The sequence below is a fragment of the Acidovorax sp. 106 genome, assembly GCF_003663825.1.
Taxonomy (GTDB): Bacteria; Pseudomonadota; Gammaproteobacteria; order Burkholderiales; family Burkholderiaceae_C; genus Acidovorax.
Genome location: NZ_RCCC01000001.1, coordinates 79,843 through 103,136 on the forward strand (window position 1 = coordinate 79,843; position 23,294 = coordinate 103,136).

21 protein-coding genes and 2 tRNA genes are annotated in these 23,294 nt (G+C 61.2%); 11 read left to right on the forward strand and 12 right to left on the reverse strand.

The genetic code is table 11. The features are described from left to right. Positions 1 to 163: 163 nt before the first annotated feature. From prfB to C8C98_RS00440, 6 genes are all read left to right on the forward strand, one after another. A protein-coding gene (gene prfB, locus C8C98_RS00415) for a peptide chain release factor 2 (RefSeq protein ID WP_121452689.1) occupies positions 164 to 1,268 on the forward strand; the annotation gives its coding sequence in 2 pieces (ribosomal slippage) (positions 164 to 244 and positions 246 to 1,268; 1,104 coding nt in all). 122 nt (positions 1,269 to 1,390) lie between these two features. Next, positions 1,391 to 2,068 carry an HAD family phosphatase gene (locus tag C8C98_RS00420; RefSeq protein ID WP_121452690.1) on the forward strand — a complete coding sequence of 226 codons (678 nt, stop codon included), beginning with the start codon at positions 1,391 to 1,393 and terminating at the stop codon, positions 2,066 to 2,068. Next, entirely contained in the window at positions 2,052 to 4,793 is a 2,742-nt protein-coding gene (gene pepN / locus C8C98_RS00425) for an aminopeptidase N (protein WP_121452691.1), read from the forward strand. Before C8C98_RS00420 ends, pepN begins: the two co-directional genes overlap by 17 nt. Positions 4,794 to 4,808: 15 nt before the next feature. Then, positions 4,809 to 5,816, forward strand: a complete 1,008-nt coding sequence (locus C8C98_RS00430) for a class 1 fructose-bisphosphatase (RefSeq protein ID WP_121452692.1) — start codon at positions 4,809 to 4,811, stop codon at positions 5,814 to 5,816. Positions 5,817 to 5,828: 12 nt separating this feature from the next. Beyond that, positions 5,829 to 5,904 (forward strand) — tRNA-Thr (locus tag C8C98_RS00435). Between the two features lie 220 nt (positions 5,905 to 6,124). Next, positions 6,125 to 6,316, forward strand: a complete 192-nt coding sequence (locus tag C8C98_RS00440; protein WP_121455932.1) for a hypothetical protein — start codon at positions 6,125 to 6,127, stop codon at positions 6,314 to 6,316. Positions 6,317 to 6,448: 132 nt separating this feature from the next. Here the strand turns inward: C8C98_RS00440 and C8C98_RS00445 are convergent, their stop codons facing one another. The 12 genes from C8C98_RS00445 to C8C98_RS00500 form a co-directional block, all read right to left on the reverse strand. Beyond that, on the reverse strand, positions 6,449 to 6,748 hold the full coding sequence (locus C8C98_RS00445; RefSeq protein WP_121452693.1) for a single-stranded DNA-binding protein: 300 nt from the start codon (positions 6,746 to 6,748) through the stop codon (positions 6,449 to 6,451). A gap of 79 nt (positions 6,749 to 6,827) precedes the next feature. After that, positions 6,828 to 6,904, reverse strand: a tRNA-Pro gene (locus tag C8C98_RS00450). Between the two features lie 35 nt (positions 6,905 to 6,939). Beyond that, on the reverse strand, positions 6,940 to 7,356 hold the full coding sequence (locus tag C8C98_RS00455; RefSeq protein WP_121452694.1) for a MerR family transcriptional regulator: 417 nt from the start codon (positions 7,354 to 7,356) through the stop codon (positions 6,940 to 6,942). Positions 7,357 to 7,456: 100 nt separating this feature from the next. Continuing rightward, the gene (locus tag C8C98_RS00460) at positions 7,457 to 7,798 is read right to left on the reverse strand and encodes an integration host factor subunit alpha (protein WP_121452695.1); all 342 of its coding nucleotides are present in this window, start codon (positions 7,796 to 7,798) and stop codon (positions 7,457 to 7,459) included. 13 nt (positions 7,799 to 7,811) lie between these two features. Beyond that, positions 7,812 to 10,262, reverse strand: a complete 2,451-nt coding sequence (gene pheT / locus C8C98_RS00465; protein ID WP_121452696.1) for a phenylalanine--tRNA ligase subunit beta — start codon at positions 10,260 to 10,262, stop codon at positions 7,812 to 7,814. 122 nt (positions 10,263 to 10,384) lie between these two features. Next, positions 10,385 to 11,437, reverse strand: a complete 1,053-nt coding sequence (gene pheS / locus C8C98_RS00470; protein ID WP_121452697.1) for a phenylalanine--tRNA ligase subunit alpha — start codon at positions 11,435 to 11,437, stop codon at positions 10,385 to 10,387. Between the two features lie 101 nt (positions 11,438 to 11,538). Then, positions 11,539 to 11,898 (reverse strand): 50S ribosomal protein L20, encoded by a 360-nt coding sequence (rplT, locus tag C8C98_RS00475; protein ID WP_121420463.1) that lies wholly within the window; start codon positions 11,896 to 11,898, stop codon positions 11,539 to 11,541. 26 nt (positions 11,899 to 11,924) lie between these two features. Beyond that, entirely contained in the window at positions 11,925 to 12,128 is a 204-nt protein-coding gene (rpmI, locus tag C8C98_RS00480; RefSeq protein WP_008904041.1) for a 50S ribosomal protein L35, read from the reverse strand. Positions 12,129 to 12,327: 199 nt separating this feature from the next. Continuing rightward, complete coding sequence (gene infC / locus C8C98_RS00485; RefSeq protein WP_121452698.1) at positions 12,328 to 12,933, reverse strand: translation initiation factor IF-3; 606 nt, start codon at positions 12,931 to 12,933, stop codon at positions 12,328 to 12,330. Positions 12,934 to 13,012: 79 nt separating this feature from the next. Next, positions 13,013 to 14,932 (reverse strand): threonine--tRNA ligase, encoded by a 1,920-nt coding sequence (gene thrS, locus C8C98_RS00490; protein WP_121455933.1) that lies wholly within the window; start codon positions 14,930 to 14,932, stop codon positions 13,013 to 13,015. A 293-nt stretch (positions 14,933 to 15,225) separates the two neighbouring features. Beyond that, on the reverse strand, positions 15,226 to 16,557 hold the full coding sequence (aceA, locus tag C8C98_RS00495; RefSeq protein WP_121452699.1) for an isocitrate lyase: 1,332 nt from the start codon (positions 16,555 to 16,557) through the stop codon (positions 15,226 to 15,228). Positions 16,558 to 16,826: 269 nt separating this feature from the next. Then, positions 16,827 to 17,234: a gamma-glutamylcyclotransferase gene (locus C8C98_RS00500; protein WP_121452700.1), complete on the reverse strand. Its 408-nt coding sequence runs from the start codon at positions 17,232 to 17,234 to the stop codon at positions 16,827 to 16,829. Positions 17,235 to 17,262: 28 nt separating this feature from the next. Here C8C98_RS00500 and C8C98_RS00505 point away from each other — a divergent pair, with 28 nt between their 5' ends. The 5 genes from C8C98_RS00505 to C8C98_RS00525 all read left to right on the forward strand — a co-directional run bounded on the left by C8C98_RS00505 (position 17,263) and on the right by C8C98_RS00525 (position 23,283). Further along, a complete protein-coding gene (locus C8C98_RS00505; RefSeq protein WP_121452701.1) occupies positions 17,263 to 18,222 on the forward strand; it encodes a DMT family transporter in 960 nt (319 codons plus the stop codon). 222 nt (positions 18,223 to 18,444) lie between these two features. Then, a complete protein-coding gene (locus C8C98_RS00510; protein WP_099658705.1) occupies positions 18,445 to 18,762 on the forward strand; it encodes an SWIB/MDM2 domain-containing protein in 318 nt (105 codons plus the stop codon). A 367-nt stretch (positions 18,763 to 19,129) separates the two neighbouring features. Next, positions 19,130 to 21,328, forward strand: coding sequence for a TonB-dependent siderophore receptor (locus tag C8C98_RS00515; protein WP_121452702.1), 2,199 nt, complete (start codon positions 19,130 to 19,132; stop codon positions 21,326 to 21,328). A gap of 48 nt (positions 21,329 to 21,376) precedes the next feature. Beyond that, positions 21,377 to 22,066: a Fe2+-dependent dioxygenase gene (locus C8C98_RS00520; RefSeq protein ID WP_121452703.1), complete on the forward strand. Its 690-nt coding sequence runs from the start codon at positions 21,377 to 21,379 to the stop codon at positions 22,064 to 22,066. Positions 22,067 to 22,167: 101 nt separating this feature from the next. Then, positions 22,168 to 23,283, forward strand: coding sequence for an alpha-hydroxy acid oxidase (locus C8C98_RS00525; RefSeq protein WP_121452704.1), 1,116 nt, complete (start codon positions 22,168 to 22,170; stop codon positions 23,281 to 23,283). Positions 23,284 to 23,294 lie beyond the last annotated feature (11 nt).

Consider the following 23,294-nt stretch of genomic DNA (forward strand, 5'->3'; position numbering starts at 1 on the left):
TCAAGCGCTGGCAGCTATCATTTTTGACAAGGCATCCGAAACACCGAGCAGCCGCCTGCCCCGGCTGTGCAGACGCAAAGCCCCGCTGGGGGCATTGGTAGGGCAGATTCACTTCCCATGAGAAAATCGCGGGTTATTCCACAGAACACGCAGGACAAGAATCATGGACGCAGAACGCACCAACCTCATCGGCACCACCCTCGAAGACCTGGCTCTGCGCACGCAAGAGTTACGGAGGTATCTTTGACTTCGATGCCAAATTTGAACGCCTGCGCACGGTAAACGCCTCGCTGGAAGACCCTTCGGTCTGGAACGATCCGAAGAAGGCCCAGGAGCTGGGCAAGGAACAAAAGTCGCTCTCCAGCGTGGTCGTCACACTGGAAAAGCTCACCCGCGACTTGGCCGACAACGCCGAGCTGTACGAGATGAGCAAGGAAGAAGGCGATGAAGCCGGCCTGCTGACCATCGAGGCCGAAGTCGCCACGATGCGCGCTGCCGTGGAAGAGCTGGAGTTCCGCCGCATGTTCAGCAACGAGGCCGATCCGCTCAACTGCTTCGTCGACATCCAGGCGGGCGCCGGTGGTACCGAGGCCTGCGACTGGGCCAGCATGCTGCTGCGCCAGTACCTCAAGTACGCCGAACGCAAGGGCTTCAAGGCCACTGTCGAAGACGAAACCCCGGGGGACGTGGCCGGTATCAAGAGCGCCACCATCAAGATCGAGGGCGAGTACGCCTTCGGCCTGCTGCGCACCGAAACCGGCGTGCACCGCCTGGTGCGCAAGAGCCCGTTTGACAGCTCGGGCGGCCGCCACACCTCGTTCGCGTCGCTGTTCGTGTACCCCGAAATCGATGACTCCATCGAGATCAACATCAACCCAGCCGACGTGCGCACCGACACCTTCCGCGCATCGGGCGCGGGCGGGCAGCACATCAACAAGACGGACTCGGCCGTGCGCCTGACGCACATCCCCACCGGCATCGTGGTGCAGTGCCAAGACGGCCGCAGCCAGCACAGCAACCGTGACGTGGCATGGCAGCGCTTGCGCAGCCGCCTGTACGACTTTGAGATGCGCAAGCGCATGGAAGAGCAGCAGAAGCTGGAGGACACCAAGACCGACGTGGGCTGGGGCCACCAGATCCGCAGCTATGTGCTGGACAACAGCCGCATCAAGGACCTGCGCACCAACGTCGAAATCTCGGCCACGCAAAAGGTGCTGGACGGCGACCTGGACGCGTTCATCGAGGCCTCGCTCAAGCAAGGGGTGTGATGGGCGCAGCGCACTGCGCCGCCACCCGCCCACCGCCTGCGTGCGGTGGGCGCCGCGCCCTCTGGCCGCTGACCAGCCACTGAACCCCACACCCTGCACCCAACCCGCACCCGAAAGGCGGCATGACACCCACCCAAGCCATCATCTTCGACATGGACGGCACCATGATCGACTCCATGCCCTGGCACGCCAAGGCCTGGGTGGAGTTTGCCCGCCGCCGCGACATGGCCCTGGATGTGCCCGACCTCATGGCGCGCACCACCGGGCGCAACGGCACCGAATGCATCCGCGAGCTGCTGGGCCGCGAGGTGTCGCAGGACGAGGCCGACGCGCTGACCCGTGAAAAAGAAGACATCTACCGCGCACTGTTTGGCCCGCAATTTGCCGAGGTGGCGGGCTTTCGCCAATTTGCCCAACAGGTGGCGGACCGCGGCCTGAAGGTGGCCGTGGGCACGGCGGGCGACATCCACAACGTGGAGTTCGCCATGTCGCGCCTGCAGATGCAGCCGCAGCCCCTGGCGGTGGTGCGCGGCGATGAAGGCCTGCCTGGCAAGCCGGAGCCCTCGATTTTTTTGGAAGCCGCCCGCAGGCTGGACGTGCCCGCTGCGCACTGCATCGTTTTTGAAGACGCCCCTTTTGGCATTGAAGCCGCCCGCCGCGCTGGCATGCGCGCCGTGGCGGTGTGCAGCACGCACAGCCCCGCGCAACTGGCGGGGCCCCATGTGCTGGCCGCCGTGCGCGATTACACCGAACTCATGAACACCGACTTTTTGGAGAGCATCCATGTTGCAACTGTCTAAAGAAGACGGACAGGCCGTGCCTGTAGCCATCCACCGCGAGAACTACACCGCCCCCGCCTACTGGATCGACAGCGTCGAACTCACGTTCGACCTGGACCCTGCCAAGACCCGCGTGCTCAACCGCATGGTGCTGCGCCGCAACCCCGACGTGGCCGCGCAACCCCTGCGCCTGCACGGCGAAGACCTGAACCTGGCGCGCGTGCTCGTCAACGGCCAGGGCACCTCGTTCAAGATGGACGGCGGCCAGCTGGTGCTGGAGAACCTGCCCGAAGGCGACGAGCCCTGCGCCATCGAGATCTTCACCACCTGCGCACCCGCCAAGAACACCAAGCTCATGGGCCTGTACGTGAGCAACGAGTCGTTCTTCACGCAGTGCGAGGCCGAGGGTTTCCGCCGCATCACCTACTTCCTGGACCGCCCGGATGTGATGGCCAGCTACACCGTGACGCTGCGGGCCGACAAGGCGCAATACCCGGTGCTGCTGTCCAACGGCAACCTGGTGGACAGTGGCGACCTGGAAGACGGCCCCAACGGTGCGCGGCATTTTGCCAAGTGGGTGGACCCCCACAAAAAGCCCTGCTACCTGTTCGCCCTGGTGGCGGGCAAGCTGGTGGCGCGCGAGCAAAAAATCCGCACCCGCGCGGGCACGGACCACCTGCTGCAGGTGTATGTGCGCCCGGGCGACCTGGGCAAGACTGAGCACGCCATGAATTCGCTGATGGCGAGCATCGCCTGGGACGAAGCGCGCTTTGGCCTGCCGCTGGACCTGGAGCGCTTCATGATCGTCGCCACCAGCGACTTCAACATGGGCGCCATGGAGAACAAGGGCCTGAACATCTTCAACACGAAGTACGTTCTGGCCAGCGAAGCCACCGCCACCGACACCGACTTTGCCAACATCGAAAGCGTGGTCGGCCACGAGTACTTCCACAACTGGACAGGCAACCGCGTGACCTGCCGCGACTGGTTCCAGCTGAGCCTGAAGGAAGGCCTCACCGTCTTCCGCGACCAGGAATTCAGCATGGACCTGGCGGGCAGCCCGTCCGCCCGCGCCGTCAAGCGCATTGAAGACGTGCGCGTGCTGCGCACCGCCCAGTTCCCCGAAGACGCGGGCCCCATGGCCCACCCGGTGCGGCCCGACAGCTACGTCGAGATCAACAACTTCTACACCGTCACCATCTACGAAAAGGGCTCCGAGGTGGTGCGCATGCAGCACAACATGGTGGGCCGCGAAGGTTTTGCCAAGGGCATGAAGTTGTACTTCGAACGCCACGACGGCCAGGCCGTGACCTGCGACGACTTCGTGCGATCAATAGCCGATGCCAACCCCGCCAGCCCGTTGGCGCAGCACCTGCCGCAGTTCAAGCGCTGGTACAGCCAGGCGGGCACGCCCCGCGTGCGTGCGACCGGGGTGTATGACGCCGCCACGCGCTGCTACGCCCTCACCTTGTCGCAAAGCTGCCCCGCCACGCCCGGCCAGCCGACCAAGGAGCCGTTCGTCATCCCCGTGGAGTTGGGCCTGATGAGCACCTCAGGCTCCCCCCAGCCCTTGCAGCTGGCGGGCGAGGCCGCCACCGGCGCCTTGTCGCAAGTGCTGGTGCTGACCGAGGCATCGCAAACCTTCACCTTCACCAACCTCGACAGCGCCCCGGTGCCCTCGCTGCTGCGCAACTTCAGCGCCCCGGTGGTGCTGGACATCGACTACACCGACGCTGAGCTGCTCACCCTGCTGGCGCACGACACCGACGCCTTCAACTGCTGGGAAGCAGGCCAGCGCCTGGCGCTGCGCATTGCTATCAATAGCATAGCTAGTAGCGCTGATTTGGCGAACGCCACAGCCACTTCTGAGCCCAAAATCCTGGGCGCGGCCTTCGTCGAGGCCATGCGCGCCGTGCTGCGCCACCCCGGGCTGGACGCAGCCTTCAAAGAGCTGGTGCTCACCCTACCGTCGGAGACCTACATCGCCGAGCAGCTGGACGTGGTGGACCCGCAGCGCATCCATGCCGTGCGCGAAGCCATGCGCACAGAACTGGCGCTGGCCCTGCGCGCCGACTGGGAAGCCGCCTGGGAGCAGCACCAGAACACCGGCGGCTACCAGCCTGACAGCGTCTCCAGCGGTCGCCGCGCCTTGAGCGGCATGGCCCTGCACATGCTGTGCATCGCGGCGCAGATCACGGGCGATGCCGTGTGGCCCGGCAAGGCCTACCAGCGCTTCAAGGACGCGGGCAACATGACCGACCGCTTCAACGCCCTCACGGCCCTGGTGGCCAGCGGCCACGAACTGGCAGCCCCTGCCCTGGCGCGCTTTCATGCACTGTTCAAGAACGAGCCGCTGGTCATCGACAAGTGGTTTTCCCTGCAAGCGGGCGCGCCCGACCGGGGCGGCAACGTGCTGCCCGCCGTGCGCCAGCTCATGCAGCACCCCGACTTCAGTCTCAAGAACCCCAACCGCGCGCGCAGCGTGATCTTCAGCTACTGCAGCGCCAACCCCGGCGCCTTCCACCGCCTGGATGCGGGTGGCTACGTGTTCTGGAGCGACCGCGTGATCGAGCTGGACGCGATCAATCCGCAAGTGGCCGCCCGCCTGGCCCGTGCACTGGACCGCTGGAAGAAGCTGGCCGAGCCCTGGCGCACCGCCGCCCGCGAAGCCATCGCCCGCGTGGCCGCCCGCGAGGGCCTGAGCAACGACGTGCGCGAAGTCGTCAACCGCGCACTGGCCGAATAAACAAGGAGTCTCCCCATGGCAAAACCCATCAGCCTCACCCGCTACCTGGTCGAACAACAGCGCGTTGACGGCCATATTCCCTCTCAACTGCGCCTGCTGCTGGAAGTGGTGGCGCGGGCCTGCAAAGGCATCAGCCAAGCCGTCAACAAGGGCGCGCTGGGCGGCGTGCTCGGCAGCGCCGATAGCGAGAACGTACAAGGCGAAGTCCAGAAAAAGCTGGACATCATCGCCAACGAAGTGCTCATCGAAGCCAACGAATGGGGCGGCCACCTGGCGGCCATGGCCTCGGAAGAAATGGACGGCATCTACCTGGTGCCCAACCGCTACCCGCAAGGCGAATACCTACTGCTGTTCGATCCCCTGGATGGCTCCAGCAACATCGATGTGAACGTGAGCATCGGCACCATCTTCAGCGTGCTCAAGAAGCCCGATGACGACCGTGGCGTGGAGGAAGGCGACTTCCTGCAGGCCGGCAACCGCCAAGTGGCCGCTGGCTACTGCATCTACGGCCCGCAAACCACCCTGGTACTCACCGTGGGCGACGGCGTGGCCATGTTCACCCTGGACCGCGAGCAAGGCTCCTTCGTGCTGACGCAAGAGAACGTGCGCATTCCTGAAGACACCAAGGAATTTGCCATCAACATGAGCAACATGCGCCACTGGGATGAGCCGGTAAAGCGCTACATCGACGAATGCCTGCAAGGCAAGGAAGGCCCGCGCGGCAAAGACTTCAACATGCGCTGGATTGCCTCGATGGTGGCCGACGTGCACCGCATCCTGACCCGTGGCGGCGTGTTCATGTACCCCTGGGACAAGCGCGAACCCCACAAGCCCGGCAAGCTGCGCCTGATGTACGAAGCCAATCCCATGGGCTGGCTGGTAGAGCAAGCTGGCGGTGCCGCCACCAACGGCAAAGGCCGCATCCTGGACATCCAGCCACAGCAACTGCACGAACGCGTCAGCGTCATCCTCGGCTCCAAGAACGAGGTGGAGCGGGTCACCAGCTACCATTCGACGCTATAATTTGAGGCTAACGCCGGTGTAGCTCAGTCGGTAGAGCAGCTCATTCGTAATGAGAAGGTCGGGTGTTCGATTCATCTCTCCGGCACCAAATGAAAAGCCCTGATTCGCAAGAGTCAGGGCTTTTTTCATGGGCTTTGGCTGTGCCGACAGACCACTCGGCCCCTTCTGAAATTCAGTGGGTTGGCGCAAACTTTGTTTGCGAATGGCGGCAAATTGTGGACACTTGGAACGCCCGCTGGGTTGCCATGTACAGGCGGACAGCCCGCAATTATCGGGACTCCGCGCAAAGCAGGAAAGGCCATCACACCATGCAAAACAGAACCCCCACCGACCGCAGAAGCGGCATCGACCGCCGGCAAACGCAAAATGAGCCACCCGCCAGCTATGAGCGGCGCCGAACCATTGAGCCCCGGCAGCCGGAGGTCGTAGAGATTGAGCTTTCGCCCGAAGAGCTCATTGCACTCGGCTTTGACACGACACCAAAGCCAAACAGGCCCTGACGGCCCGCCATGGGCTTGCACAGTCGTTGAAAGGCTATAGACATCGTTGCCTGAACCATCAGTACCTTTTGCTGTGCTGACTCATCAGGCTCATTGAAACCCCGTGCATACCTTGGCATGCAGTGCCTCCTGTCAGTCTGGACGCACCATCAAGACGCGGTGCACCACCATGTCCAGTGCGGGTTTGGTATTGCCCTGCTTGTCGGTCCAGACCTTGGGGGTCAACGCACCCGACACGGACACGGCCTCGCCCTCTTGGGCCTCGTGCAAAAGCTCGCACACCCTGGGATCAAAGGCGATGAGATTGACGAGCACGCCATCGACATCCACGCCCGTCACGCGCAAGCGCGCCACCGTATAGGACTTGCCCGCCTTGTCCACCCGACGCTCCGCAGCACTCCACAGCCTGCCTGCCACCAAACCATCAATCATCTGATCCTCCACTTCCAGACAGACTCTGGCCAAAAGCAAAAAAGCCCGGCTCCTTACGGAACCGGGCTTTTGCTATCAATGGTCGGCGTGGCGGGATTCGAACTCGCGACCCCTTGCACCCCATGCAAGTGCGCTACCAGGCTGCGCTACACGCCGACAAGACTTAGATTATATACACAAAAACAGGCCCCTTAGGAAAGGAGAGCCTTTATCTCCAACAATTCTTGGCGGACTGCGGCAAAGTCCAAAACCTTGTCGTTTCGCACCGCCATAGCAGAAGGATCGGCAAGCTCTGCACCCAACACGTCCGGGCTATCGTCCTCCAACGCAACGCTGTTGTCGCGCTCAAGGTGCGTCAGCTCTTGCAACCGGTTGCGTGCGCCGCTGATGGTGAAGCCCTGGTCGTACAGCAAATCCCGTATCCGCCGGATCATCAACACTTCATGGTGCTGGTAATAGCGGCGGTTGCCGCGCCGCTTCATGGGACGCAGTTGCGTGAACTCCTGCTCCCAGTAGCGCAGCACGTGAGGCTTTACGCCGCAGAGTTCAGCGACTTCACCAATGGTGAAGTAACGCTTGGCTGGAATGTGAGGAAGCGTTGTGCCCATGAAGGGAAGACAGGTGTACTCGAAAACCGCTTAGCGTACTGCAGAGGCCGCATGGCCGCCAGCGCGAATCCACGGATTCCCATTCAAAACAGGAAAAGGTTCACACGGACTCTGCCGCGCTACCCTGAATCTGCTCTTTAAGCTTGCTGCTGGCATGGAAAGTGACGACCCGCCGGGCCTGGATGGGAATGGCCTCACCCGTGCGCGGGTTGCGCCCGGGCCGGGGGGCTTTGGTTCGGATCTGAAAGTTACCAAACCCCGACAGCTTCACATCCTTGCCCTCAATCAGGCTCTGCACGATGAGGTCAAAGAATGCGTCAATCATGTCTTTGGACTCGCGCTTGTTCAGCCCAATCTGGTCAAACAAAAGGTCTGCCAGCTGAGCCTTGGTCAGCGCGTTGGTCTCTAGGCTGTCGACTGCGAATTCAATCACTTGGGCCATCTCCACGCCAGTATCAAACGCGCAGGCGGCCGCCCGTGCGCGCCACCAGTTGGGCCATGACGGCCTGCACCGCCGCTTCAATCTCGGCTTCAGTGAGCGAAGCCTCGCCACTGCCCAAGGTCAGGCGCACCGCCAAACTCTTTTCACCGGCCGCCACGCCTGCAGTGGTGGATGGCTCTTCGCCGGGCTTCAGCGCCTTGGGACGGTACACGTCAAACAACACGGCAGAGCGCAGCAAGGTGCTTGGCACGGCAGACTCGACCGCCGCCATGACTTCGCTGTGCGTCACACGCTCTGCCACGACGATGGCCAGATCACGCTCCACGGCCTGGTGTTTGGCCACGGCGGTGAAACGGGGCACCGTGCGCAGCAGCACGGCATCCAGCTCCAGCTCGAACATCACGGGCGCCTGGGGCAATTCCCAAGACTGGCGCCATTGGGGATGCAACTCGCCCACAAAGCCCACGGCACGGCCTTGCACCAGCACGCGGGCGCAACGGCCAGGGTGCATGGCAGGGTGGGTTGCGGGTTCAAAGGTGGCACGCAGTGGCGCCAACAAGGCCTCGACATCCCCCTTAACGTCGAAGAAATCAATGCCTTGCTCTTTGCGGCCCCACTGAAGGATGTCGCTGGCACCATAGGCCACGCCCGCTACCCGCATGGGCTGGTGAAAGCCCTCGACCGTGGTGTCGGTGTTGGCCACAGAGGCATCGCGCAAAAACACGCGGCCCAGTTCAAACACGCGCACCCGCTCGGCCTTGCGGTCCAGGTTGAACTTGAGCACTTGCAGCAACGAGCCCAGCAAGGTGGAGCGCATCACGCTCATCTGACTGGCAATCGGATTGAGCAGCTTGATAGGGTTGGCATTGGCTGCCAACTGCTGCTCCCAGCGCTCTTCCACAAAGCTGAAATTGATGGTCTCTTGGTACCCCAACCCTGCCAGCGCACGGCGCACAGCGAACGGGCTGCGCTGGGCCTCGGCACGCAGCTTGGGGGTGATGGGCGCCAAGGGCGGTGTGGTGGGCAGGTTGTTGTAACCCACCATGCGGGCCACTTCCTCGATCAGGTCTTCCTCGATGGCAATGTCGAAGCGGTAGCTGGGCGGGGTTACCGTCACCACACCGTCAGATTCAGACACCGGCAGCCCCAGGCGCTGGAGCGCGTCCACGCACTGAGCCTGGGTCAGCGGCATACCGATGACCTTGGCCGCGCGCGCCACGCGCAATGCGACAGGCTGTGCCATGGGCAGATTGACCGTGTGGTCATCGATGGGGCCACAAGCCGCATCGGCCGTGCCGCAGATATCGAGAACGAGCTGTGTGATGCGCTCGATGTGCTCCACCGTGAGGCTGGGGTCCACACCCCGCTCAAAGCGATGGCCTGCGTCGGTGGAGAAGTTGAAACGGCGCGAGCGCCCCGCCACGGCCTTGGGCCACCAGAAAGCAGCTTCGATGTAGATGTGGCGTGTGTCATCAGACACCGCCGTGGCATCACCACCCATGATGCCGGCCAGCGATTCGACCTGGCTGTCATCGGCGATCACACCCACCTTGTCATCGACGGTGATGGTGTTGCCATTGAGCAGCTTGAGCTGCTCACCCGCCTTGCCCCAGCGGACTTGAAGGCCACCGTGGATTTTGTCCAGGTCAAAAATATGCGAGGGGCGGCCCAGCTCAAACATCACGTAGTTCGAGATGTCCACCAGTGGCGACACACCGCGCTGACCGCAGCGGGCCAGGCGGTCCAGCATCCATTGGGGGGTTGCAGCGCGCGTGTTCACGTTGCGCACGATGCGACCCGAGAAACGACCGCACAAATCGGGAGCGCTCACTTTCACGGGCAGCTTGTCTGCCAGCTGGGCTGGCACTGCCGGGAACGAGGGCTGCCGCAGCAGCGCCCCTGTCAAAGCAGACACTTCACGGGCAATGCCGTAGACGCTCAGGCAATGCGCAAGGTTGGGCGTGAGCTTGAGAGTGAACAGTGTGTCATCCAGATTCAAATGTGCGCGGATGTCCTGACCCACAGGGGCCGAGGCGTCCAGCTCCAGCAGACCGCCATGGTCTTCCGACAGCTTCAATTCACGGGCTGAGCACAGCATGCCCTGGCTTTCCACTCCACGCAGCTTGCCCACCTTGATCAGGAAAGGCTTTCCATCATCACCCGGGGGCAACTCAGCGCCCACCAACGCGCAAGGCACTTTGATGCCCACACGGGCATTGGGCGCCCCGCAAACGATGTTGAGCAAGGCGCCCTGCCCCACATCGACCTGGCACACGCGCAGGCGGTCGGCATCAGGGTGCTGCACAGCCTCCTTGATCTCGCCGACCACGATCTTGGTGAAGGGCGGAGCGACGGGGCGCAGCTCCTCAACCTCCAGCCCTGCCATGGTCAGGGTGTCGGCCAGCTCTTGGGTGGTCAGCGGTGGATTGCAGAATTCGCGCAACCAGGACTCGGGAAATTGCATAGTGAGATTCTTTGGCGTTTGCTCTTAAAAAAGGAGCTGCTAGCGCTTTTTAACCAATGGTTTCAGCCTTAAAAGACTCTGAAACCCAATAGATACATGCGCTGCGTGCTCACTTTTTTGCGTTATTGGAACTGCGACAGGAAACGGATGTCGCCGTCGAAGAACAGGCGCAGGTCGTTCACGCCATAGCGCAGCATGGTCAGGCGGTCAGGCCCCATGCCGAAGGCGAAGCCGATGTACTTCTCAGGATCGAGCCCCATGTTGCGCACCACGTTGGGGTGCACCTGGCCCGAGCCAGCCACTTCCAGCCAACGGCCCGCCAAGGGCCCTGTCTGGAACTGGATATCGATCTCGGCGCTCGGCTCTGTGAAGGGGAAGAAGCTCGGGCGAAAGCGCAGCACCAGGTCGTCACTCTCGAAGAAGGTGCGGCAGAAGTCTGTGAAGATGACCTTCAAATCCTTGAAGCTCACGTTCTCGCCAATCCACAGGCCTTCGCACTGGTGGAACATGGGCGAGTGCGTGGCATCGCTGTCCACACGGTAGGTGCGGCCTGGGGCGATGACACGGATTTCAGGCATGGACTGGCCCGCATCCAGTGCAGCGCGGTGCTTTTTCACATGCTGCACGGCATGGCGAATCTGCATCGGGCTGGTGTGCGTGCGCAGCAGGTTGGGGGCGGTGGCAGTGCCGCCCTCCACGTAGAAGGTGTCATGCATGGAACGCGCGGGATGGTCTTCCGGCGTGTTCAGTGCGGTGAAATTGAACCAGTCGGTCTCGATCTCGGGGCCTTCGGCCACATCAAAACCCATGGAGCCAAAAATGCCCTCAATACGCTCCAGCGTGAGCGAAACAGGGTGCAGGCCACCTTGGCCGCGCTGACGACCTGGCAGACTCACATCCAAGGCCTCAGCCTTGAGTTGGGCTTGCAGCTCCGCATCCGCCAGAGCCTGCCGGCGCGCAGTCAACGCAGCCTCAATCGCTTGCTTGGTCAGGTTGATGGCGGCGCCACGGGACTTCTTCTCTTCGACGGACAGCTGCGCCATCCCCTTCATGAGCTCCGTCACACGGCCTGATTTGCCCAGAAACTGCGCCTTGGCGTTTTCCAGATCAGCAGGGGTAGCGCTCTGCGCAAACAGCTGCGTTGCGCTTTCGACCAGAGAATCCAACTCGTTCATATCGACTCTTGAAAATAAACAAGGGCTAGTGCCTTTTCAAGCTCTAGCCCTTGCTGTTATTGCGCAAGAAGCTATCAAAATGATAGCTCCTTATCGTGATCTCAAGCAGCCAGCTTGGCCTTGACTTGGTTCACGATGCTGCCGAAAGCAGCCTTGTCGTGCACGGCGAGGTCGGCCAGCATCTTGCGGTCGATCTCGATGGATGCCTTCTTGAGGCCGTTGGCGAACTGGCTGTAGGTCAGGCCCAGTTCACGGGCAGCGGCATTGATACGGGCGATCCACAACTGGCGGAACACGCGCTTCTTGGTGCGGCGGTCACGGTAGGCATATTGCCCAGCCTTCATTACCGCCTGTTTGGCGATACGGTAGACGTTACCGCGGCGACCACGGAAACCCTTAGCAAGGGCGAGAACTTTCTTGTGACGGGCACGGGCCGTTACACCACGTTTGACGCGAGGCATGTATGTACTCCTTGTTCGTCAGTAAATTAAACGCCCATGCCGGGCAGCATCTGTGAAATCGAGCCCATATTGGTCTCGTGCACAGCAACCGCACCACGCAGATGGCGCTTGTTCTTGGTGGTCTTCTTGGTCAAGATGTGACGCTTGAAGGCTTGACCGCGCTTGACGGTGCCACCTGGACGAACGCGGAAACGTTTTTTCGCGCTGCTCTTGGTTTTCATTTTGGGCATTTGAATGCTCCTTTTAGTTGTGCTCGTGAGGCGTTTGCAAACCGATCTGCAAACTTGTTGGCCCCGAGCCACTTCTACCCCGAAGGTTGCCCCTCAAGGTTTGACGGTGCAAGCACCGCCTTTGCCAGGCGCCCCATCCTTTTACAGATGGCACACCAACAAACCTATCGAATCTGAATCACGCCAGAACGATCCCTACTCAAGCAGGAGTACCGCCAGGGGCATTCTCCGCTGCAGGCTTTGCAGCAGCAGGCTTTTTCTTACCAGGGGCAATCATCATGATCATCTGGCGGCCTTCCAACTTGGGAAACTGCTCGACGAGGATGGAGTCTGCCAACTCATCACGGATACGGTTGAGCAGAGCCAAACCGAGTTCCTGATGGGTGATTTCGCGCCCGCGGAAACGCAAGGTGATCTTGCACTTGTCACCATCCGCCAAAAAGCGACGAATGTTGCGCATCTTGATGTTGTAGTCGCCATCGTCCGTACCGGGACGGAACTTGACTTCCTTGATCTCGATGACCGTCTGCTTGGCCTTGGCTTCAGCAGCGCGTTTTTGCTCCTGATACTTGAACTTACCGTAGTCCATCAGGCGGCACACCGGGGGATTGGCTGTAGCAGCAATCTCCACCAGATCCACATCCAGTTCGCCCGCCATGCGCAAGGCTTCCATCAAACTCACCACACCCAAAGGCTCGTTCTCAGGCCCAGAGAGACGAACTTCTGGGGCCATGATTTCACGGTTCAGGCGGTGTTTGCGCTCTTCACGGTGGCGACGATCACGAAATTCAGTAGCGATGGCTATCTTCCTTGAATCAAAATGCTACGAAAATTGTAGCTACACCCGCGCAACTGGCGCACCCCAGAGCTAGATTCATTCAAAATCAGGCTTTGTCAGCAATGTCTTTGGCGATGAGTTCGATGAACGCATCCACAGACATTACACCGAGGTCACGATTGCCTCGGGCGCGCACTGCGACGGCTCCTGCCGCCTTTTCCTTGTCACCCGCGACGAGGATGTAGGGCAGCTTCTGCAACGAATGCTCACGTATTTTATACGTAATCTTCTCGTTGCGCAGGTCCACTGCCACTCTAAGGCCTTGATTGGGCAGCGCTTTTTGCAGTTTTGCTGCAATTTCACGACAGTAATCGGCTTGAGAGTCGGTGATATTGAGCACCGAAACCTGCACTGGCGCGAGCCAAGTGGGCAACGCACCAGAGTGCTGCTCGATCAAGATGCCAATAAAGCGCTCCAGACTGCCCACGATAGCGCGGTGCAGCATGATGGGCCGGTGGCGTGCGCCGTCCTCACCCACAAACTCCGCATCCAGGCGCTCGGGCAGGTTGGGGTCCACCTGGATCGTGCCGCATTGCCACGGGCGACCCAACGCGTCCTTCAGCGTGTATTCGATTTTGGGACCATAGAACGCGCCTTCGCCCGGCAGGTATTCAAAATCGCAGCCTGACGCGCGCAAGCCGTCGGCCAAAGCCTGCTCGGCACGATCCCAGCTTTCTTCGGAGCCAATGCGTTTTTCTGGGCGGGTGGACAGCTTGTAAATGATGTCCGAAAAGCCAAAGTCCTTGTAGACCTTTTGCAGCAACCGGGTGAACGCCACCACTTCAGACTGGATTTGATCTTCAGTACAGAAAATGTGCCCATCGTCTTGTGTGAAAGCGCGCACACGCATGATGCCGTGCAACCCTCCCGTGGGTTCGTTGCGGTGGCATTGGCCAAACTCGCCAAACCGCAGCGGCAGGTCGCGGTAGCTCTTGATGCCCTGCTTGAAAATGATGATGTGCCCAGGGCAGTTCATCGGCTTGAGCGCGTAATCGCGCTTTTCCGACTCCGTCACGAACATGTTTTCGCGGTACTTGTCCCAGTGCCCGGTTTTCTCCCACAGGCTCTGGTCAAGGATTTGCGGGCCTTTGACTTCTTGGTAGCCATTGTCACGGTACACGCGGCGCATGTACTGCTCCACCTCTTGCCACACCGTCCAGCCCTTGGGGTGCCAAAACACCGTACCGGGCGAGTGCTCGTCGATGTGGAACAGATCCAACTCACGCCCCAGCTTGCGGTGATCACGCTTTTCAGCCTCTTCCAGCATCGTGAGGTACTGCTGCAAATCATCCTTGGACGCCCAGGCGGTGCCATACACGCGCTGCAGCATTTCGTTGCGATGATCGCCGCGCCAATAAGCGCCCGCCACCTTCATGAGCTTGAAGAACTTCAGTTTGCCGGTGCTGGGCACGTGAGGGCCACGGCACAGGTCTTCAAAATCACCCTCTCGGTACAGACTCACATCTTCATTGCTGGGGATGCTGGCAATGATCTCTGCCTTGTAGTGCTCGCCCAGGCCCTTGAAATAAGCCACAGCCTCGTCGCGCGGCAGCACCCGACGCACCACCGGCTCGTCTTTGGCGACCAATTCGGCCATGCGCTTTTCGATCGCCACCAAGTCCTCTGGCGTGAAGGGGCGCTTGTAGGCAAAGTCGTAATAAAAGCCGTTTTCGATCACCGGACCAATGGTCACCTGCGCATCAGGAAACAGCTGCTTGACCGCATAAGCCAGCAAGTGCGCGGTCGAGTGGCGAATGACCTCCAGGCCATCGGCATCCTTGGCGGTCACGATGGACAAGGGGCTGTCTGCCGTGATCTGGTAGCTGGTGTCCACCACCTTCTCGCCAATCTTGCCCGCCAGTGCCGCTTTGGCCAAGCCAGTGCCGATCGATGCAGCGACTTCAGCCACCGTGACCGGGCCAGGAAATTCGCGCTGCGAGCCATCAGGGAGCGTAATGTGAATCATGGGGATGTCCATAAAGATAAGAGGCAGCGGGCAGCAAAGGCCCACGAAAAATTCAAAACAAAAAAGCGCGGAACCGGCCGCGCTTTTTGGAGGGGAGAGTGCATCTCGTACAGGCGCGAACGGCCAGCCACTAGTGGCCGGTAAGGATCTCCGTCGTAGTTCGCGGTGTCATAACCAGGATGCCTTTCTCGCTCTTGTGAATCAATCTTGCTGATATTTTAACCATCCCTTGCCAGCAGACAGAAAAAAGCCCGGGCATGCCCGGGCTCAGATAGCGCGACCAGCCGCGCAGATCAGTGGAACTGCTCTTCTTCGGTCGAACCCGACAGGGCCTTCACGGAGGACGAGCCGCCTTGGATCACCGTGGTCACGTCGTCGAAGTAGCCTGCGCCCACTTCTTGTTGGTGCGACACGAAGGTGTAGCCCTTTTCGCGTGCTGCAAATTCAGGCTCTTGCACCATTTCGGTGTAATGCTTCATGCCTTCGCCGTTGGCGTATGCATGGGCGAACTGGAAAGTGTTGTACCAGTTGATGTGGATGCCAGCCAGCGTGATGAACTGGTACTTGTAGCCCAGGGCCGACAGGTCTTCCTGGAAAGAAGCGATCTGCTTGTCGTTGAGGTTCTTCTTCCAGTTGAACGAGGGCGAGCAGTTGTACGACAGCAGCTTGCCAGGGCAGGCAGCGTGCACGGCTTGCGCAAATTCGCGGGCGAAGCCGATGTCGGGAACGCCAGTTTCGCACCACACCAGATCGGCGTAGGGGGCGTAGGCCACACCCCGACTAATCGCTTGTTCCAGGCCGTTCTTCACGCGGTAGAAGCCTTCTTGCGTGCGCTCGCCGGTCAGGAAAGGCTTGTCGTTGGCGTCGTGGTCGGACGTGATCAGGTTGGCAGCTTCTGCATCGGTGCGGGCCAGCACGATGGTGGACACACCCATCACGTCAGCCGCAAAACGTGCAGCGATCAGCTTTTCGCAGGCCTCTTGAGTTGGCACCAGCACCTTGCCGCCCATGTGGCCACACTTCTTCACGGCAGCCAGTTGGTCTTCGAAGTGCACGCCAGCAGCGCCCGACTGGATCATGTTCTTCATCAACTCGAAGGCGTTCAGCACGCCGCCGAAACCGGCTTCAGCATCCGCCACGATGGGCAGGAAGTAGTCGATGAACTCCTTGTCACCGGGGTTGATGCCACGGCCCCACTGGATTTCGTCAGCGCGCTTGAAGGTGTTGTTGATGCGGCGAACCATGGTGGGCACCGAGTCATAGGCGTACAACGACTGGTCGGGGTACATGGTTTCGGAGGTATTGCCATCGGCGGCGACTTGCCAGCCCGACAGGTACACGGCTTCGAGGCCCGCCTTGGCTTGCTGCATGGCTTGACCAGCAGAGATGGCGCCGAACGCGTTCACATAGCCCTTCTTGGCACCGCCGTTGATCTTGTCCCACAGTTTTTCAGCACCACGCTTGGCCAGGGTGTACTCAATGGGCAGCGAGCCACGCAGACGCACCACGTCGGCAGCGGAGTAACCGCGCTTCACACCCTTCCAGCGGGGGTTGGTCGCCCAGTCTTTTTCCAGGGCGGCAATTTGCTGTTCGCGGCTCAGTTGTTCGTTGAGGGATTGAGGCATGTGGACACTCCTGAGGTTGGTTGAAAACACCGGGCGGCTTCGCTGCTGCCCATGGAGATAACTCTAAGTCTTCTATAAGAGTTGAGCAAGCTCTTATGTCTTATAGAAGATATAAATTTTCTTGTTTTAAAACAAATACTTAGAGTACAAATATCTCAATGCGAGAGTTGTTTTCTCATATTGAGAAAATTTGCGACGCCGCACCAAACTCCTTATTTCGTATTGCAAAAATCAATTTCCGTAATACAAAAAACAAACACCCAAAAGAGTCAGGCCTTCATCCAATCCCCATGCACGATGCATGCCGCACTATCAACATAACGAGGGTTGATTTCATACACAAGACAGTGCAGCACCGCCCCATTGCAGAGCACAGGCACTTCACGCTTCACATACTCGTCCGTTGCGTACGGCCCCGACAAGCCTTCGATCGCATCCAGCACGGGCTCCAGAGCGGGATCTATCTGGTACACCTCGCCCACCACGGGCGGGCCGCCTGCACGCAGCAGCAAGCCGGGGTAGGCACCAAGGTGGTACAGATCGCCAGACACATGGGCAGCCCCCACCCATCGCGGTGCAGGGTGCAGCCGCCTTATGTCGTTGGCCCCACCCGCGCGCAAAGTGCCATAAACAAAAACACAGCGCGCCTGCCGTGGCGGCAATGGCTCATCGGGCATGATGCGGGCTCCTTGATTTGGTGAACCGATGAGTCTAGTGCCCCACCCCAACCGCACCGTTGCGTACTTTTGCCTGGCACTCAGCATGGCCCTGGTGGGCAGCTACGTGGCGCTGTCCAAGCCTCTGGCGGCCGCCATTCCCGTGTTTTTGCTGGCGTGGTTGCGCTTTGGCATCGGCGGGCTGGCCATGCTGAGCTGGTTGCGCAAACCGGTGCAAGAGCCCCCGCTGAGCCCCCAAACCAAAAGACTGCTCTTTCTGGAGTCATTGCTGGGCAACTTCCTGTTCACCCTGTGCATGCTGTTTGGCGTCAGCCTGACGAATGCACTCTCCGCCGGGGTGACCATGGCGGCCATTCCTGCGGCAGTGGCCGTGATGAGCTGGGCCTTTCTGCGCGAACGCATTGCCCCCCGCACCTGGGCCGCCGTGGCGCTGGCCGTGCTGGGCATCGCCCTGCTATCACTATCAAAAACAGAGCACCCAGCGCACGGATCGATTGCCCTAGAAGGCAAAAATTCATCCAACCTGGTCTGGCTGGGCCAGTTGCTGCTGATTGGTGCGGTACTGTGCGAGGCGGCCTACTCAGTCATCGGCAAAAAACTCACCGGCAGCCTGGGGCCCAAGCGCATCACCTCCCTCATCAACTTGTGGGGCTTTGTGCTGGCCACTCCGCTGGGCCTTTACACCGCCTGGAGCTTCAATTTTGCGCAGGTCAGCACGGGCCACTGGGTGCTGCTGGTGTTTTATGCACTGGCTGCCAGCATGTGGACGGTGTGGCTTTGGATGACCGGGCTCAAATCGGTGCCTGCAGCGCAAGGCGGCATCTTCACCGTCATGTTGCCGGTCAGCGCGGCGCTGGTGGGTGTACTGGTGCTGGGCGAACAACTGACGGGCATCCAGATGCTGGCGCTGGGTATTGCGCTGGGCAGCGTGCTGCTGGCCACCGTTCCATCGCGCACAGCAGCCCGGGTGGGCCATGGGCCGCAATGACATCTTGACAGCTGGTGCAGTCGCTCAAAAACAGCGCTTTGTCAAAAATTTGTCAAGCACAGGAACCCCCATCGGTGACAAGGGGTAGCCCTTGCTACAAATCGAGGCAAAAAAAGCCTTTTCTCCCTTGGAAACCCGTTTTTTTCAAAGTAGCATCGGGCGGCCAGTGGGAAAGCAGCTTTTCTCTGGTGAAGATTGATGTCCAAAAAGGAAAAACCCAACATGGCAACTGCAAAAAAAGCTCCGGCAAAGACAGCCGCCGCCGACAAGGCTGCAGCACCGGCAAAAAAGCGCACCCCTAACGCGGCCTTCATGAAGGCCCTCACCCCCAGCCCAGCTCTGGCTGCGGTGGTCGGTGCCGCACCGCTGCCACGCACGGAGATCATCAGCAAGCTGTGGGTCTACATCAAGGCCAACAACCTGCAAGACGCCACCAACAAGCGCAACATCAACGCCGATGCCAAGCTCAAGGAACTGTTTGGCAAGCCCCAGGTTTCCATGTTTGAATTGGCTGGCCTGATTGGCAAGCACGTCAGCTGATCGGGCACCCGATCGGTCAAGCAAAAAGCCGGCTTTGCCGGCTTTTTGCTTTTGGGGCACATAAATCCCGCCCTGGCGAACCCAGGAGCCCGCTCTAAGGCCCGTGTAAAGTTGTTGTTTGCAAACATCAATACAAATGAGAATGACCCTCATTTGATAGAATGTGTGACAGCCGACAATGCACAGCCATGTACAACCCAGCGCAGCGCTGCGGTTCTAGCCACTGCCTCTGGTCTGCTTTGGTACGCCCACCGTTCGCTCTCCGTGCAACTGCCGTTGCAGCGCTTCGGGACTGGGTCACACCACCCGCACCACACCATCCACGGAGGCCATCTTGGCAACAACAAGCGCACCGCGCGGCAGCAGCATGCTGCAATCCACACCATCCATTGCCCCCCAGTCCGACAAAGCCCTGCTGCCTCTGGGCGCCATGATGCTGGCCGCATCCATGGGCAGCTGGGCACAATCCAGCGCCACCCCTGAGGTCGCCTTGCCCACCGTGACGGTGAAAGAGCAAGCCGCCCCCCAAGGCAAGGACACCCTGCTGCTCAAGCAAACCACAGTGGGCAAGGGCAAGCAAGACATCAAGGACATCCCCCAGTCCGTCACGGTGTTCACCGAAAAGCTGATGAACGACCGCAACCAGGACGACTTCCGCGAAGTGCTGCGCACCACGGCGGGCGTGACCTTCCTGGCGGGCGAAACGGGCGAGGAAGACGTGCGTCTGCGCGGCTTCTCGCTGGGCCAGGCCGGTGACATCTACAACGATGGCATGAAAGACGCCCCCCTGCTGGAGCGCGACACGTTCAACAACGACCGCGTTGAAGTGCTCAAGGGTTCGGCCTCCATGCTGTTTGGCAAGGGCTCGACCGGCGGCGTGGTCAACCAGGTGAGCAAGGCCCCCTTGCTGATCAACCAGCACGAAGCCTCCTACACCTACGGCACGGGCAACACCCACCGCGCCACAGGCGACTTCAACTTCATCACCGGCGAAAACGCAGCCTTCCGCCTGAACGCCATGGTGCAGGAATCCGATAACTTCGGCGCCAAGCAAGACAAGCGCGGCATTGCGCCTACCTTCGCCTGGGGCATTGGCACCCGCGACGAATTCTCGATCGGCGCTTACTACCTGACCACCGAAGGCCGTCCGATCTACAACCACCCTTGGCGCCTGTCGGCCGACGGCAAGATCAACACCACCTTGCCTGCCCGCAACTTCTACGGGCTGCAAAGCGACTACAACAACACCGAGTCGAAGTACGTCACGCTGGGGCACATCCACCGTTTTAACGACGGCGGCGAGCTGAACACCCGCTTGCGCTGGGGCAACTACAAGCGCGACATGCTGGCCAGCACGATTGGCTTCCAGAACAGCGCCATCACCCTCGGGCAGATCAACGACAGCACCGTGCTGACCCGTGGCTCCAAGGGCCGCATTGGCGAAAGCGATGTGCTGCAAGCGCAAAGCGACTACAGCAACACCTTCAACTGGGGTGGCAAGAAGCACGCCGTGCTGGCTGGCGTCGACTACTACGACGACGATGCCAAGCGCAACCAGAACTACGCCAACACCACGGCCCGCCCCACCACCATCGTGGGCGCACCCGACAACGGCGCTGCCGTGGTCGATGGCCGCACCCCTGTGCAGTGGAACACCTTCAAGTCGCGCAACCTGGGCCTGTACGCACAAGACACCCTGTCTTTGACCGACACGCTGAAGCTGGTGGGCGGCCTGCGCTATGACGACTTCAAGAACTCCTACCGCAATACGGCAGGCTCCGTCACCAACGAAGTCTCCGACAGCCTGGTCAGCCCCCGTGTCGGCCTGATCTTCCAGCCCAACGAACTGTCTTCGTACTACGTGTCGTACGGCACTTCGTACAACACCTCGGGCGACACGTACCAGTACGGCATCAACCTGAGCAGCGCCACCAACCGCACGGCCAACACGCCGCCTGAAAAGAGCCGCAACATCGAAATCGGCAGCAAGTTCGAGCTGTTTGAACGCCGCGCCCTGCTGGGTGTGGCCATGTTCTACAGCGAGAAATACAACGAGCGCAACACCGACCCTGACACCGCCGCTGCGCAAGAGCTGCTGTCGGGCAAGCGCCACGCCACCGGCATGGAGTTCAACCTGGCTGGCCGCATCTCGCCCCAATGGGAAGTGTTCTGGAACCACACCTGGATTCCTGAAGCCAAGATCGACCGCAGCAATGTGGCCCTGGCCGCCAACGGTGGTGGTGCACAGGTGCAAGGCGACCGCCCTGGCCTCACCCCCAAGCACAGCGGCAGCGTGTGGAGCACCTACGCGATCACATCTAAGATCCGTGCGGGCGCTGGCGTGACCTACCGTGGCAAGCAAAACCCCGAAGGCTCGCGTGCGGTGTACGCCAGCGGCTTCGGCGTGATCGATGCCATGGTCGAGTACGCTATCGACGACAAGACCTCCGTCAAGCTCAACGTGAACAACCTGTTTGACAAGGTCTATGCCGACTCGCTGTACCGCGGCTTCTACGTCCCTGGCGCTGCCCGCTCGGTCCAGCTCACCCTGAAGACCCGCTTCTGACCCGCAGCCCAACCCGCTGCCTGTAAAGCCTGCAACCACCTGCACACCATGTTCCTGCACATCCAGAACGTTCTGACCCCAGAGGAAATCGCCTTTTTCAGGCAATCGCTCGGTGCAGACGCCCCCTGGGTGGACGGAGCACGCAGTGCCGGGGGCCAGGCTTTGCACCAGAAGAACAACCTGCAGCTGTCGCAAAGCAGCGAGCTGTCAGCCCAGCTGCAGGCCAAGGTCAAGGCGGCCGTGCACCGCAGCGCCCTGTTTTTTTCAGCGGCCCTGCCACGGCGCATCTTCAACCCGCTGTTCAACAACTACGGCGACGGCGCCAACCACTACGGCAACCATGTGGACAGCGCCGTCATGCACTCCAAGGCCGATGGCTGCTGGGTGCGCAGCGACCTGTCGTGCACCCTGTTTTTGACCCCGCCGGAAGACTACGACGGTGGAGAACTCGTCATCGCCCAGGCCCTGGGCGAAAAGCGCATCAAGCTGCCCGCGGGCGACCTGATCCTCTACCCCAGCAGCACCGTGCACCAGGTCTCGCCTGTCACACGCGGGCACCGCATCTGCAGCTTCTTCTGGGTGGAGAGCATGGTGCGCGGGCTGGAGCAACGCCAGCTGCTGTTTGACATGGATATGGCCTTGCTCAAGCTGCGCCAAAGCGTGGGCGAGACCGACCCTGCAGTGATTGCTCTCTCCGGCACGTACCACAACCTGCTGCGTATGTGGGCCGATGTGTGAGGGCCATGGCACCATCCCCGAATGGCATCTGCCCCGAATCACTCCTTATTTGATAGCACCTTGCGCTTACAGAACAAGCGCCAGGTGCTTTTTTCATTGCAATGACCCATTCCCCCGCACTGCAAAAGGTTCCCCCCACCGTGGTCTGCCTGGCCGACCACGAACAGCACGCCCGGCAGCACCTGGACGATAACGCCTGGGCCTACTTCAGTGGCGGCGCGGCCGATGAGATCACCCTGCGCGCCAACCGCAGCGCGTGGGATGCCCTGACCCTGTGGCCGCGCGTGCTGCGCCCCCTGGCGGGCGGACACACCCGCGTCAGCCTGCTGGGCCGCACGCTGGCGCACCCCATCTTGCTGGCGCCCATTGCATTCCAGCGCATGGCCCACCCCGACGGCGAACTGGCCACCGCCTATGCCGCCGCCGCGCTGGGCGCGGGGCTGGTGCTCAGCACCCAGGCCAGCCTGCCGCTGGAGCATGTCGCCCAGGCCGTGCTCAGCGACCCAGGGCGTGGGCCACTGTGGTTTCAGCTGTATTTGCAACACGACCGGGGCTTTACCCAGGCCCTGGTGCAACGCGCCGAAGCCGCAGGCTACGAAGCCCTGGTGCTGACCGTGGATGCCCCCACCAGCGGTATCCGCGACCGGGAGCGCCGCGCCCACTTCCACCTGCCGCCCGGCATCGGCCCGGTGAACCTGGCCGGCCTGCAGCCCCCGCCCACCCCAGCCCTGCAGCCTGGGCAAAGCGCGCTGTTCGATGGCCTGCTGCACCAAGCCCCCACCTGGGACGACATCGCCTGGCTCAAATCCATCACCCGCCTGCCCGTGCTGCTCAAGGGCGTGTTGCACCCGGCCGACGCTGTCCAGGCGATGGCGGTGGGGGCCGACGGGATCATCGTCTCCAACCACGGTGGCCGCACGCTCGACACCGCCCCGCCCACCGCAGTGGCCCTGCCCCGCATTGCGCAAGCCGTGGCGGGCGCCGTGCCCGTGCTGGTGGATGGCGGCATACGCCGGGGCACCGATGTGCTCAAGGCCATGGCGCTGGGTGCCAGCGCAGTGCTGGTGGGCAGGCCCGCCGTACACGGGCTGGCCCATGCAGGTGCAGCGGGGGTCGCCCACGTGCTGCGCTTGCTGCGCGACGAGCTGGAAGTGGCCATGGCGCTCACAGGCTGCAAAATCCTGGCAGATGCACCGGCAGCACTATCGGCAGACTGATGGGCAGACTG

Excerpts from the sequence above, each read along its gene's own strand:
- C8C98_RS00520 (WP_121452703.1), top strand. The coding sequence starts at position 21,377 with ATGTTCCTGCACATCCAGAACGTTCTGACCCCAGAGGAAATCGCCTTT.
- aceA (WP_121452699.1), bottom strand. The coding sequence starts at position 16,557 with ATGCCTCAATCCCTCAACGAACAACTGAGCCGCGAACAGCAAATTGCC.
- C8C98_RS00460 (WP_121452695.1), bottom strand. The coding sequence starts at position 7,798 with ATGGCCCAAGTGATTGAATTCGCAGTCGACAGCCTAGAGACCAACGCG.
- C8C98_RS00420 (WP_121452690.1), top strand. The coding sequence starts at position 1,391 with ATGACACCCACCCAAGCCATCATCTTCGACATGGACGGCACCATGATC.
- C8C98_RS00515 (WP_121452702.1), top strand. The coding sequence starts at position 19,130 with ATGCTGCAATCCACACCATCCATTGCCCCCCAGTCCGACAAAGCCCTG.
- rplT (WP_121420463.1), bottom strand. The coding sequence starts at position 11,898 with ATGCCTCGCGTCAAACGTGGTGTAACGGCCCGTGCCCGTCACAAGAAA.
- C8C98_RS00510 (WP_099658705.1), top strand. The coding sequence starts at position 18,445 with ATGGCAACTGCAAAAAAAGCTCCGGCAAAGACAGCCGCCGCCGACAAG.
- thrS (WP_121455933.1), bottom strand. The coding sequence starts at position 14,932 with ATGATTCACATTACGCTCCCTGATGGCTCGCAGCGCGAATTTCCTGGC.
- C8C98_RS00445 (WP_121452693.1), bottom strand. The coding sequence starts at position 6,748 with ATGATTGATGGTTTGGTGGCAGGCAGGCTGTGGAGTGCTGCGGAGCGT.
- C8C98_RS00525 (WP_121452704.1), top strand. The coding sequence starts at position 22,168 with ATGACCCATTCCCCCGCACTGCAAAAGGTTCCCCCCACCGTGGTCTGC.
- C8C98_RS00430 (WP_121452692.1), top strand. The coding sequence starts at position 4,809 with ATGGCAAAACCCATCAGCCTCACCCGCTACCTGGTCGAACAACAGCGC.
- pheS (WP_121452697.1), bottom strand. The coding sequence starts at position 11,437 with ATGAACGAGTTGGATTCTCTGGTCGAAAGCGCAACGCAGCTGTTTGCG.
- pepN (WP_121452691.1), top strand. The coding sequence starts at position 2,052 with ATGTTGCAACTGTCTAAAGAAGACGGACAGGCCGTGCCTGTAGCCATC.
- rpmI (WP_008904041.1), bottom strand. The coding sequence starts at position 12,128 with ATGCCCAAAATGAAAACCAAGAGCAGCGCGAAAAAACGTTTCCGCGTT.
- C8C98_RS00505 (WP_121452701.1), top strand. The coding sequence starts at position 17,263 with ATGAGTCTAGTGCCCCACCCCAACCGCACCGTTGCGTACTTTTGCCTG.
- pheT (WP_121452696.1), bottom strand. The coding sequence starts at position 10,262 with ATGCAATTTCCCGAGTCCTGGTTGCGCGAATTCTGCAATCCACCGCTG.
- C8C98_RS00500 (WP_121452700.1), bottom strand. The coding sequence starts at position 17,234 with ATGCCCGATGAGCCATTGCCGCCACGGCAGGCGCGCTGTGTTTTTGTT.
- C8C98_RS00455 (WP_121452694.1), bottom strand. The coding sequence starts at position 7,356 with ATGGGCACAACGCTTCCTCACATTCCAGCCAAGCGTTACTTCACCATT.
- C8C98_RS00440 (WP_121455932.1), top strand. The coding sequence starts at position 6,125 with ATGCAAAACAGAACCCCCACCGACCGCAGAAGCGGCATCGACCGCCGG.